Below are 11,365 nucleotides of genomic sequence, written 5' to 3'. Positions count from 1 at the left end.
GTGGTGGACACCGCCCACGGCCACAGCCATGGCGTGATCGAGCGCGTGCGCTGGGTCAAGAAAAACTACCCGCAGATAGATGTGATTGGCGGCAACATTGCCACCGGCGCAGCCGCACTGGCGCTGGCTGAGGCCGGCGCTGATGCGGTCAAGGTGGGCATCGGCCCTGGCAGCATCTGCACCACCCGAATTGTCGCTGGCGTGGGTGTGCCGCAGATCATGGCCATCGACAACGTCGCCATGGCACTGCGTGGCAGCGGCATTCCGCTGATTGCCGACGGTGGCATCCGCTACAGCGGCGACATTGCCAAGGCGATCGCCGCTGGCGCGGGTACGGTGATGATGGGCGGCATGTTTGCCGGCACCGAAGAAGCGCCCGGCGAAGTAATTTTGTTTCAGGGGCGCAGCTACAAAAGCTACCGCGGCATGGGCAGCATAGGCGCCATGCAGCAAGGCAGCGCTGACCGCTATTTTCAGGAAGCCACCACCGGCAACCCGAACGCCGACAAACTGGTGCCAGAGGGCATTGAAGGCCGTGTGCCCTACAAAGGGTCCATGGTCGGCATCGTGTACCAGATGGCCGGCGGCCTGCGGGCCAGCATGGGTTACTGCGGTTGCGCCACGTTAGAAGACATGCGCACCAAGGCCGAGTTTGTCGAGATCACCACGGCCGGCATACGCGAAAGCCACGTGCACGATGTGCAGATCACCAAGGAAGCGCCGAATTATCGGGCCGATTGACGAGCTTAAGGATGTGCAGTAAAGTAAGGATTCCTTGTTTTAAGGATTCTCAATATGCTTGCAAAAATTACATCAAAGAACCAGATCACATTGCCCAAAGCGGTCATGGCCCAAGTTAGTCCTGCCGAATATTTTGAAGTCGAAGCGGTTAACGACCGCATCATGCTGACTCCAGTCCGGATCCAGAAAATAGACGCTGTGTGGCGAAAACTGGAAGAACTTGGTATCACTGAGGACGACGTGACCGACGCGGTCAAGTGGGCTCGCAAAGAATGACAGGTTCGCTGCGAGCAGTTATTGACACGAATGTGCTTATTTCAGCCCTGCTGTTTCGCAACGGACGCCTTCGCAATTTGCGCCAAGCCTGGCAAGCGGGGCAGTTTCAACCAATCGTGTCAGCGGCTACAAGTTCCGAACTCGTGAGGGTGCTCCATTACAAGAAATTCAAGCTCGATGCCAGCGAGATACAAGAAGCCTTGGCGCTGTATATCCCGTACGTCGAAACGCACGTGATCAAGGCGAGCGCCAAGTCATTGAAGCAAGTGCCGATTTGCCGTGATCCCAAAGACCAAATGTTTCTAGACCTCGCTCAATCTGCCCAGGCAGATTTTTTGATTTCAGGCGACGAGGATTTGCTCAGTCTGGATGACCCCGCGATGAAGCAGCTTTGTTTCCGAGTCGTAACGCCGCAAACACTGCTTGCAAAACTGAATCTCTTATAGGAATCGCCATGCGGGGCAGGCCGTGGGATTGCACAACACTGTGCTTTCGCCAAAGGACTATGCCCAAATGAACCGGCTTTGAATTTCTGAAAATCATAAGACTCAATTCCATGCAGCACCAGAAAATCCTCATCCTCGATTTCGGCTCCCAGGTCACCCAACTGATTGCCAGACGCATCCGTGAAGCCCATGTGTTTTGCGAAGTCCATCCCTGCGACGTGACCGACGACTGGGTGCGCGAATATGCCAGTGACGGCATGCTCAAGGGCGTGATCCTTTCGGGTAGCCATGCCAGTCTGTGGGAAGACGAAACCCTGAGGGCGCCGCAGGCGGTGTTCGAGCTGGGCATTCCGGTGTTGGGTATCTGTTTTGGCATGTATGCAATTGCCGAGGCTCTGGGCGGCAAGGTCGAGGGCGGGCACAAGCGCGAGTTCGGTTACGCCGAAGTACGTGCCCGAGGCCACACCAAGCTGTTCGACGGCATCCAGGACTACACGACGCCCGAAGGCCACGGCATGCTGCATGTCTGGATGAGCCACGGCGACAACGTGACCGAGATGCCGCCCGGCTTCAAACTCATGGCATCCACCGACTCCTGCCCGATTGCCGGCATGGCCGACGAAGAGCGCAAGTACTACGCGGTGCAGTTTCACCCGGAAGTCACGCACACCACGCAGGGCAAGGCAATTTTTGAGCGTTTTGTGCTCGACATCTGCGGCGCACGGCCCGACTGGGTTATGGGCGACTACATCGTAGAAGCGGTCGAAAAAATCCGCCAGCAGGTCGGTGACGAAGAAGTCATCCTCGGCCTGTCAGGAGGCGTAGATTCTTCGGTGGCGGCGGCGCTGATCCACCGCGCCATCGGCGACCAGCTGACCTGTGTGTTTGTCGACCATGGCCTGCTTCGCCTCAATGAAGGCGACATGGTCATGGACATGTTTGTCGGCAAGCTGCATGCCAAGGTCATCCGTGTTGATGCTGCCGCCCAGTTTCTCGGCCATTTGGCGGGGGTCAGTGAGCCCGAAACCAAGCGCAAGATCATCGGCCGCGAGTTTGTCGAGGTCTTCAAGGCAGAGGCCGCCAGCCTCAAAGCCGGCGGTGCCAACGTCAAGGGCGCCAAGTGGCTGGCCCAAGGCACGATTTACCCCGATGTGATCGAGTCCGGCGGCGCGAAGAGCAAAAAGGCGGTGGTGATCAAGAGCCACCACAACGTCGGCGGCCTGCCTGAGCAGCTCGGCCTCAAACTGCTGGAGCCGCTGCGCGAATTATTCAAGGACGAAGTGCGCGAACTCGGTGTCGCGCTGGGCCTGCCGCATGACATGGTCTACCGCCACCCGTTTCCCGGCCCGGGCCTGGGCGTACGTATCCTCGGCGAAGTCAAAAAAGAATATGCCGACCTGCTGCGACAAGCCGATGCGATTTTCATCGAGGAACTGCGCAACTTCAAGGACGCGGAGTCCGGCAAGAGCTGGTACGACCTGACCAGCCAGGCTTTCGTGGTGTTTTTGCCGGTGAAAAGTGTGGGCGTCATGGGCGACGGCCGCACCTACGACTACGTGGTGGCCCTGCGCGCCGTGCAGACCAGCGACTTCATGACCGCAGACTGGGCCGAGCTGCCGTATGCCCTGCTTAAAAAGGTATCCGGCCGCATTATCAATGAGGTGCGCGGCATCAACCGCGTCACCTACGACGTGAGCAGCAAGCCGCCCGCGACGATCGAGTGGGAGTAGAACGCGAAGCGAAGGGCGAGGGCCCTGCGCAGCGGGATCCGTCAGCGCAGCGGCCGGCGAATCAACCGTCCTCGACGGGCGGTTCGCGAGACCGCGGCCACAGGTCCGTGCCTCGTGCGATGGATTTTTGTATGACATCGTCGTACAATTGAGGCATGCAAAACCTCCTCACAGTTCGCCTTCCAGACATCGAAGCGCAATCACTAGACAATCTTTGTGCCGCGACCGGCCGCTCGCGCAGCGAGATTGTCAGAGACGCTTTGCGTGCTTACCGGTTGCGGGAAACTTTGCGGCAAAGCCAGGCCGCATTGGCGCCTCTGGCCCGAGCGTCGGGTTGGCTCACAGAAGATGACATCCTGCGCGATGTTTCATGAGGGTATTTCTGGACACGAATGTGTGGTTGTCCGCTACGGTGTTTGCTGGCTTGTGCGAGGACATCGTTGTGCAATGTGCAGATCGTGGTTGGCTGGTTTCCAGCACGCTGGTCCGTGTTGAAGCCCACGAGGTGCTTCAGCGAAAATTTTCAGAGCAGGCCCAAGCGTGTGCGTTGTTTGATGCGGTATGGTTCAGCGCCCATCTGATTGACGATGTACTGGAACCCGCGAGCGACAACGACGAGCGACTCATTCGTGCAGCGCTGGCGGCAAACACGGACTACTTTGTGACCGGGGACAAGAGGGTTCTTTCATGGATGCAAAAACCGCCGAAAACTGTTGACCTGGCTGGATTGAGCGTCGTCTCGCCACGGGACGCGTGGGGACGCCTGTTTGGTGCACGGCCTGTTGCACCCTAAATTCATACCATTTTTGACATGTATCTGCCTCCCCAATTCAAAAGCGACCGAACGCAGGCCGCGGCGCTGATCACAGCCCACCCTTTCGCCAGCCTCATCAGTGTGGACGAGGCGGGAGTGCCCTATGTGACGCACCTGCCCCTGCATCTCGAAGAGCGCGGCGACCCGCTGGTGCTGCTTGGCCACGTCGCCAAACCCAACCCTCACTGGCGCTACTTGCAGGCCAGGCCGCAAGCCGTGGTTACCTTTCTGGGGCCCCACGCCTATTTGTCGCCCAAGGTCTATCCCGACCTGGCACGGGTACCGACATGGAACTACCTGGCGGTGCATTGCACGGTGCAGGCGACGCTGATTGAAGACCCTGCGGGCAAGGATGCGCTGCTGAAAAAACTGATTGGTGACCATGAGCCGTCGTACGCCGATCAGTGGCGTGGGCTGGGGGCGGAGTATCAGCACAAGATGCTGGCCGGCATCGTGGCTTTCGAGCTGCAGGTCACCGATTTACAGTGCAAGGTCAAACTCAACCAGCACCGGCCCGAGGCGCAAACGGGTATGCGGGCGGTATACGAGGCCGGCACTGAAAACGAGCGTGCTTTGGCGCAATGGATGACCCGCTTGAAGTCGAGTGCAGATTTCCCTCAAGGCACTGAAAAATAGAAAAAACAGCCATTTTCAAGCACGAAAAAAACCTTTGCGCGTGCGCCTGACTGCGTTATCAAAGCCATCAACATCAACATCGCCATGCATGCGGCACAAGTTATCGTTGCTACAGCCCGGCAACTGACCATTGACCACAAATACCTACGCCTAATAAGGTCGAATGCCTGGTTAAGTACGACAGCGAACAGAGTTTTTAGCCAAACCAGCGCATTCTCCAGGTTCCAGATCGATTTTTGATCGCAAATAGCGCCGGTCGGGGACGGACAGCGGGTCATCGAAAGGTTATTTGTGAATACTAAAAAGCGTTTGACGCAAGCGCAAGCAAGGCCATTGCCTTTGCTTGCTCGCCTCGGCGTATTGGCGAGCGTGCTGTGCATGGCCTATGTCGGCAATGCCTCTGCAGCCACGGCCGCAGGGGTGATGACGGTCACGGCCACGGTGACCTCAACTTGCACCGTCAGCACCTCGGCGCTGGGTTTCGGCTCCTCGGCCAGTACTGCTACTGAGGCAGGCAATGGCGATGTAACAGGCGCCGTCAGTGTCAATTGCACAACCGGCTCGGCTTACACCGTCGCGCTGGACAAGGAGGCGGGGGCCAGGTTGGCTATTCGCAAGATGACATCGGGCGTCAATACGCTGAGCTACACCGTCTACACCCGTGCCGCGCGCGCCGCTGTATCGGGCGACGGTACTGCCAGCTCAACAGTAGCTGACACGGGCAGCGGCGCGACCCAGGTGTTTCCAGCCTATGGCCGAATCTTTGCAGGCCAAACTGTGCCTGCAGCGGCATACCCCAACACCGTCAACCTCACAATCACCTACTGAAAGATAGCCCGACATGCGCCCACTTTCCGCACTTCGCCGACCTTCCAGGCGCGTTATGCCGCCACTCTTCGCGTTCGCGCTGCTGGCAGTAGCAGCCACCGCTCAGGCCGGGTCTATCCAGTTGACGCCGGTGCGGATCAATTTGTCAGCCGCTGCGAAGGTTGCGGTGCTGACGGTGCGCAACACCGGTTCTGAAAACTCTGTGATGCAAGTCACCCTGAACAAGTGGACGCTTGAAGGTGGCAACGATGCCTACCAACAGTCGCAAGACCTGGTGATTACGCCGGTGACCTTTCGCCTCGCCCCAGGCGCGCAGCAAATCGTGCGCATTGGCCTGCGCAACCTGGCGGCCCCGGCCAACGAAGGCACTTACCGCCTGCTGGTCGAAGAAGTCCCGCCGCCGCAATCAGCCGGCGTTACCCAGACGCGGCTGATCGTGCGCCACGATTTGCCAGTTTTCATAGCGCCAGCCGATCCGGTCAATGCGGGCCTCGATATTTCAGTGGAATGTGTTCCTGGCGGCGGCAACCTGCATGTGACCAACATGGGCAATGTTCACGCTCAGTTGCGCAACGTGGTTTTTGAAACCAACCCTGGCAAACAGCTGCTGGCAAGCTGGGATACCGCCGAGTACCTGCTGCCCACCGCGCAAAAGCGCTGGAGCCTGGCCAAAGTAGCCGCGCACGCAGTGGGTAAAACCTTCAAAGTGACGGCGTTGACCGATCACGGTTCTTTTAGCGCCGATGTCACCAAGGTGTGCCCATGATATATATCCAAGACCAACTGGCAGTCCGACTGACCTTGCCTAAACGCTGGTTGCTGGCTGGGCTTTGCGTAGCCTATGGGGCAAGCGCAGTTGCCGCCACCGCAACCGGTGTGATGTCGGTCAGCGCAACGGTTGCATCCACTTGTGTGGTGGGTACCTCTACGCTCGGGTTTGGTAGCGTCAGCAGCGCAGCCATTCAGGCCGGTAATGTAGATGCTACAGGTACCGTGACCGTGAACTGTACAACCGGTTCCAGTTACACCATTGCGCTTGCTACGGGTGGCGGGTTGGGTGCCACATTGGCGTCTCGCAAAATGACCTCGGGCGCGAACCTGCTCAACTATTCCATCTACACGTCGGCTGCCCGAAGCACCGTCTGGGGTGACGGGACGCTGGCCAGTGCAACAATGGCCGGAACCGGCTCAGGTACGAGCCAGTCCGTTGTCGCCTACGGCCGTATTTTTTCGGGGCAAACGGTTCCTGCCGGGGCCTATACCGACACCGTTACCGTCACGGTGGCTTATTGAAAGCACTCGGTGGCGACAGGCTGCTCGACTGTCGTCAGATGTTTTTTCTACCAGGTGCCCCGACCCCAGTTTCGTGAGCATTGATGTCACGACAACATGCTTATAAACCCGTCTTTGTCATGGTGGCCTTGATGTTTGCGGTGATCGAGGGGCTGGCCCAAACTGGGCAGGGCGTACCAACACCAACTCCAGCTTTGGCTCCGCTCTATCGGCCCACCATCCTTGCCGTAACGGTCAATGGCCTGTCTGGCGACCCCGGTGTCTTGTTCCTGGAGAATCTCGATGGAGGTCTGTTCGCGCCAGGCTCATTTCTTAAGGACTGGAACCTGCGCTCCGGCGAGTCACGCACCATCGCGTCTGATGGTGTTGTGTATTTTGATCTGGCCCGGATTCAAGGGGTAACGTACAACCGCATCGATGCGCTCGGAGAGCTGGCCATCAGTGCCAGCCCTGATGCGTTTTTACCGACCCGCATCAACATCGGTGCCAGCGCCGCCAGCAAGCTTGTGCCTTACGCGCCCGGGGTGTATCTCCACTACGACTTGTCTCTCACGAACAGCCCAGGCATGAAAAGTGCGCAGGGTTTGTTCGATATCGCGCTGTTTCGCGGCGAGGGTTTGCTTACCAGCAGCTTTACAGCGGGTAATAGCGTTAGTGGGGAAAGTGGCGTTAGGGCCCGGCTGATGACCACTTGGCAAACCGATCGCATCGACAAGCTCAAAACCCTGCGGATTGGTGACAGCACCAACCACACGGGCGGCTGGGGCAATGGCCTGCTGTTTGGTGGCATTCAATACGGCACCAACTTTGCCGTCAGGCCTGATTTCGTCACGACCGCCATGCCGCGCGTGTCGGGCAAAGCGTTGCTGCCATCGACGGTTGATGTTTACGTCAACAACGTCTTGCGTTCGCGTCAGCAAGTCGGCGCCGGGCCTTTTTCAATTCAAAACCTGCCCGTTGTGACAGGTGCGGGCGAGTTGCAGCTGGTGGTCAAGGACCTGCTTGGACGTGAGCAAGTTATTACGCAACCCTTCTTTGCCAGCCCCACGGTGCTGCGCGAAGGGCTGGTGGACGACGTGTATGAAATCGGCCGCCTGCGCGAGAACTACGGTCAAAAAAGCAACGACTACGGCGATACCTTCGCCGCCGTGACTTATCGCAAGGGCTTGACGGGTAACTTCACGGGGGAGGCTCGCTTCGAGTTGCAAAAAGACCTGGCTGCGGCGGGGCTGACGGCGGCGGTATTGCTGCCACAGATCAGCAGCGTTGTGGAGTCGTCGCTCGTCCTCAGTAGTGCCAAAGGATTGTCGCCAGGCACCATGGGCAGCGTCAGCTACAGTTTTCTCGGCAAACGCCTGTCGGCCAGCGCCCGGTTGCAGGTCAACAGCCTGGCCTTCAGACAAATCGGCAGCGACCCTGCCAACTTGCCGCGCCAGATGGGCGCCTTGCAAATCAGTGTGCCACTGGGCAAGGGCACGTTGTCCGCCAACTATTTGCGCCGCGTGAGCACCGCCGATGGCCTGAGCCGCATTATCAATCTCGGCTACTCGCATCGCCTGAGTGACCGTGTGTTTGCTTCAGTCGCGCTCATCAAGCCCATCGTCGCCGGTGCAGTGGCCAACGCGGCCACGGTCAGCGCCACACTGACTGTGTTGTTTGACCAGCAACACATTGGCAGCGCAACAGTGATTGGCCAGCCTGAAGGCAACGCGGTGTCTACCTATTTTCAGAAGTCAACACCTGCAGCTGAGGGTACCGGTTACCGGCTCGCCGCAAGGAATGACAGCCAGTTTCGTCGTCTGGATGCCAGCGTCACCCGCAACCAGTCATTTGGCACTTTTCAGGCAGAGGCGGCGGTTTTGAATGACCAGACCAGCTCGCGTCTAAGCGCACAGGGCGCGGTAGCCACGCTGGGCAACGGCTTGTATTTTTCACGCGGTATGGGTGAGGGTTTTGCCATCGTACAAACCGGCGACCTCGAAGGCGTGCCCATTCTGGTCGAAAACCAGGTCGTCACACGCACCAACCGCAATGGCCGTGCGATGGTTGGCAATTTGCAGCCGTATCTGGGCAACCGCATCAGCATTGACCCGCTCACGCTGCCAATGGACGCATCGGTTGGGGCGGTCGTCAAAATCGTCGTGCCGCGCAACCAGGGCGGCGTGCGGGTAGCTTTTGATGTGCAGCGGGTTCGCAGTGCAACTCTGACGATTGTGCAGGCCGACGGCAGTTTGCTGCCACCGACAACACCGGTGGAGGTGGTCGGGGTGACGCGCGCCTTTGTGGCTGGCAATCGTGGCGAGGTGTCCGTCGAGTTGCCTGGCCTCAAAGGCAATCGGGTCATCGCCCGGCCAGAGCGCGGCCCGGTTTGCACCGTGACTGTTGACTTGCCCGGCTCTGATGTAGATGCCCCGGTGGTTGGACTATTTTTAGGGCCATTACTATGCAAAAAAAGCCCTTAGTTGTGCAGTTGTTTGTCCTGCTACTGGCGATATCGTTCTGCGGGGTCGCTCAGTCCAAGTCTGGATGCACCGTCGCCAGTTCGTCTATGGCGTTCGGTGCCTATAACCCTGCTTCATCGGCTAATGTTGATGTGATCGGCAGCGTGGGCGTACGGTGCAATCCGCCAGCCAACGTGAAGGTCAGTGTGGGTGTGGGTAATGGGGCGGGTGCGCGTTATTCGACGGGTCGCAAAATGACCCGCATGGCTGGAGGCGGCACCCTGACCTACAACCTGTATCTCGACTCCGCGCGCACCGTCGTTTTGGGAGATGGTACAGACGGCAGTACTTTCTGGAATGTTACAGGTCACAAACTCACTTTTGACATCTTCGGGCGCATCCCGGGCAGTCAGCCAACAGTGCAGGCTGGCAGCTACGTCGACACGGTGATCGTGACCGTTTCATACTGATGTACTGCGGCACAGGCGAGGCGCTGGGCGCTGCCGTGACGCGTGTGGCAGTTACGCGCTGGCAAAATGGGGTAACCCTGCGAGTCTTGTACAAGCATCCAGATGTTGAAAAATAAAAAAACAGTCATTTTAAGTCCCTAAAAAAGCCTACAGCCCAATCAATATGGGCGTGACAAGCTATCAATACAGTAGCACCATGAGCGACGAAATTTATATGCGCCTCGCGCTTGCGCAGGCCCATGCAGCCGCCGCTGCCAGTGAAGTGCCTGTCGGCGCGGTGGTCGTGCGACGCGGCGAGGTGATCGCCACTGGCCGCAATGCCCCGGTTGAAGGCCATGACCCGACTGCCCACGCCGAAATGGCGGCCTTGCGCGGCGCCGCCCAGGCACTGGGCAACTACCGGCTCGATGACTGCGAACTGTTCGTCACGCTGGAGCCTTGCGCCATGTGTTCAGGCGCCATGCTTCACGCACGGCTCAAGCGGGTCGTGTTCGGCGCGCCGGACCCGAAAACCGGGGCCGCAGGCTCGGTGATCAACCTGTTTGCCAACCCGCAACTCAACCACCAGACGCAACTTCATGGCGGGGTGCTGGCCGATGAATGTGGCGCCATGCTGCAGGCGTTTTTCCAGCAACGGCGCGGCGTCCAGCGCCAGGAGACAAAAATGAACTACCCCCTGCGCGACGATGCGCTGCGCACGCCCGACAGCGTCTTTGATGGCCTGCCGGGTTACCCATGGTTGCCCAATTACATCAGCGACTTGCCCGCGCTGGGGGGCCTGCGAATGCACTATCTGGACGAAGCCGGCCAGGGCGATAAAGGTGGCAGCGGGGGCCTGACTTTCCTGTGCCTGCACGGCAACCCGGCCTGGAGCTACCTGTACCGCAAGATGATGCCGGTCTTCCTGGCGGCCGGCCACCGAGTGGTCGCACCCGATCTGATCGGTTTCGGCAAGAGCGACAAACCCAAAAAGGACAGCTTTCACAGCTTCACCCGGCACCGGCAAATCCTGCTGGAGCTGGTGGAACAGCTGGACATAAAAAACGTGGTGCTGGTGGTGCAGGACTGGGGCGGCCTGCTGGGTCTGACCCTGCCGATGGCCGCACCCCAGCGTTACCGGGGTCTGCTGGTCATGAACACTGCCCTGGGAACGGGCGACGTCCCGCTGTCGCCGGGTTTCATGGCCTGGCGCGAGATGTGCGCCAAAAACCCTGAGTTCGACGTGGCGCGGCTGTTCGCGCGTGGCAACCCGCAGATGAGTGCCGAAGAATGCGCCGCTTACAACGCACCGTTCCCCGACAAGGGCCATCGTGCGGCCCTGCGCGCTTTTCCGGCCATGGTGCCGGAGTTCAAAGACTCGGATGGCGCGGAAATTTCACGCGAGGCCCGCAGCTTCTGGCGTGAGCGCTGGTCCGGGCAGACGCTGATGGCGATAGGCGCGCAGGACCCGGTGCTCGGCGAGCCTGTCATGCGTGGACTACAGGCACTGATTCGCGGCTCTGGTGAACCAATGGTGTTGCCGCAGGCCGGACATTTTGTGCAGGAGCACGGCGAGCAGGTTGCACAAAACGCCGTTTTGCACTTTCGCGCCTGAGACCGGCGCGGAGCAGGACAGCCGCCGCAGGCCATTGCCGCGCAATGGGATACTCCCGGTGTGAAAAAACATATCTACATCTATTCCCCGTCCAGC

At 59.3% G+C, this 11,365-nt stretch carries 13 protein-coding genes; all 13 read left to right on the top strand.

Features of this window, described 5'->3' with window-relative positions; genetic code table 11:
* Positions 1-741: IMP dehydrogenase (locus ACESMT_RS05195; RefSeq protein ID WP_372825509.1), on the top strand; the 741-nt coding region annotated here is incomplete at its 5' end.
* Positions 742-795: 54 nt separating this feature from the next.
* A complete protein-coding gene (locus tag ACESMT_RS05190; RefSeq protein WP_372825508.1) occupies positions 796-1,017 on the top strand; it encodes an AbrB/MazE/SpoVT family DNA-binding domain-containing protein in 222 nt (73 codons plus the stop codon).
* Positions 1,014-1,463, top strand: a complete 450-nt coding sequence (locus ACESMT_RS05185) for a putative toxin-antitoxin system toxin component, PIN family (RefSeq protein ID WP_372825507.1) — start codon at positions 1,014-1,016, stop codon at positions 1,461-1,463. Before ACESMT_RS05190 ends, ACESMT_RS05185 begins: the two co-directional genes overlap by 4 nt.
* Before the next feature lie 110 nt (positions 1,464-1,573).
* Positions 1,574-3,193, top strand: coding sequence for a glutamine-hydrolyzing GMP synthase (guaA, locus tag ACESMT_RS05180; RefSeq protein ID WP_372825506.1), 1,620 nt, complete (start codon positions 1,574-1,576; stop codon positions 3,191-3,193).
* A 155-nt stretch (positions 3,194-3,348) separates the two neighbouring features.
* The gene (locus ACESMT_RS05175) at positions 3,349-3,567 is read left to right on the top strand and encodes a ribbon-helix-helix protein, CopG family (RefSeq protein WP_372825505.1); all 219 of its coding nucleotides are present in this window, start codon (positions 3,349-3,351) and stop codon (positions 3,565-3,567) included.
* Entirely contained in the window at positions 3,564-3,986 is a 423-nt protein-coding gene (locus ACESMT_RS05170) for a putative toxin-antitoxin system toxin component, PIN family (RefSeq protein WP_372825504.1), read from the top strand. Before ACESMT_RS05175 ends, ACESMT_RS05170 begins: the two co-directional genes overlap by 4 nt.
* Before the next feature lie 18 nt (positions 3,987-4,004).
* Positions 4,005-4,643 (top strand): FMN-binding negative transcriptional regulator, encoded by a 639-nt coding sequence (locus tag ACESMT_RS05165; RefSeq protein ID WP_372825503.1) that lies wholly within the window; start codon positions 4,005-4,007, stop codon positions 4,641-4,643.
* A gap of 339 nt (positions 4,644-4,982) precedes the next feature.
* Positions 4,983-5,471, top strand: coding sequence for a spore coat U domain-containing protein (locus ACESMT_RS05160; RefSeq protein WP_372825502.1), 489 nt, complete (start codon positions 4,983-4,985; stop codon positions 5,469-5,471).
* A gap of 55 nt (positions 5,472-5,526) precedes the next feature.
* Entirely contained in the window at positions 5,527-6,237 is a 711-nt protein-coding gene (locus ACESMT_RS05155; protein WP_372825501.1) for a molecular chaperone, read from the top strand.
* A complete protein-coding gene (locus ACESMT_RS05150) occupies positions 6,234-6,764 on the top strand; it encodes a spore coat U domain-containing protein (RefSeq protein ID WP_372825500.1) in 531 nt (176 codons plus the stop codon). The genes ACESMT_RS05155 and ACESMT_RS05150 overlap by 4 nt, the downstream gene beginning before the upstream one ends.
* An 83-nt stretch (positions 6,765-6,847) precedes the next feature.
* Positions 6,848-9,226 carry a fimbria/pilus outer membrane usher protein gene (locus ACESMT_RS05145; protein ID WP_372825499.1) on the top strand — a complete coding sequence of 793 codons (2,379 nt, stop codon included), beginning with the start codon at positions 6,848-6,850 and terminating at the stop codon, positions 9,224-9,226.
* Positions 9,208-9,675: a spore coat U domain-containing protein gene (locus ACESMT_RS05140; RefSeq protein WP_372825498.1), complete on the top strand. Its 468-nt coding sequence runs from the start codon at positions 9,208-9,210 to the stop codon at positions 9,673-9,675. Before ACESMT_RS05145 ends, ACESMT_RS05140 begins: the two co-directional genes overlap by 19 nt.
* Before the next feature lie 196 nt (positions 9,676-9,871).
* Positions 9,872-11,269, top strand: coding sequence for a tRNA adenosine(34) deaminase TadA (gene tadA / locus ACESMT_RS05135; protein ID WP_372825497.1), 1,398 nt, complete (start codon positions 9,872-9,874; stop codon positions 11,267-11,269).
* Positions 11,270-11,365 lie beyond the last annotated feature (96 nt).

It is taken from the genome of Polaromonas sp. (genome assembly GCF_041689105.1).
In the GTDB taxonomy this organism is placed as follows: domain Bacteria; phylum Pseudomonadota; class Gammaproteobacteria; order Burkholderiales; family Burkholderiaceae_C; genus Polaromonas.
The sequence above is the reverse complement of the archived record's forward strand: the minus strand, read 5'-3'. Positions and strand labels throughout refer to the sequence as shown.

What these genes read in the sequence shown, in the direction of transcription:
- ACESMT_RS05190 (WP_372825508.1), top strand. Translation starts at nt 796, where the DNA reads ATGCTTGCAAAAATTACATCAAAGAACCAGATCACATTGCCCAAAGCG.
- ACESMT_RS05185 (WP_372825507.1), top strand. Translation starts at nt 1,014, where the DNA reads ATGACAGGTTCGCTGCGAGCAGTTATTGACACGAATGTGCTTATTTCA.
- guaA (WP_372825506.1), top strand. Translation starts at nt 1,574, where the DNA reads ATGCAGCACCAGAAAATCCTCATCCTCGATTTCGGCTCCCAGGTCACC.
- ACESMT_RS05175 (WP_372825505.1), top strand. Translation starts at nt 3,349, where the DNA reads ATGCAAAACCTCCTCACAGTTCGCCTTCCAGACATCGAAGCGCAATCA.
- ACESMT_RS05170 (WP_372825504.1), top strand. Translation starts at nt 3,564, where the DNA reads ATGAGGGTATTTCTGGACACGAATGTGTGGTTGTCCGCTACGGTGTTT.
- ACESMT_RS05165 (WP_372825503.1), top strand. Translation starts at nt 4,005, where the DNA reads ATGTATCTGCCTCCCCAATTCAAAAGCGACCGAACGCAGGCCGCGGCG.
- ACESMT_RS05155 (WP_372825501.1), top strand. Translation starts at nt 5,527, where the DNA reads ATGCCGCCACTCTTCGCGTTCGCGCTGCTGGCAGTAGCAGCCACCGCT.
- ACESMT_RS05150 (WP_372825500.1), top strand. Translation starts at nt 6,234, where the DNA reads ATGATATATATCCAAGACCAACTGGCAGTCCGACTGACCTTGCCTAAA.
- ACESMT_RS05145 (WP_372825499.1), top strand. Translation starts at nt 6,848, where the DNA reads ATGTCACGACAACATGCTTATAAACCCGTCTTTGTCATGGTGGCCTTG.
- ACESMT_RS05140 (WP_372825498.1), top strand. Translation starts at nt 9,208, where the DNA reads ATGCAAAAAAAGCCCTTAGTTGTGCAGTTGTTTGTCCTGCTACTGGCG.
- tadA (WP_372825497.1), top strand. Translation starts at nt 9,872, where the DNA reads ATGAGCGACGAAATTTATATGCGCCTCGCGCTTGCGCAGGCCCATGCA.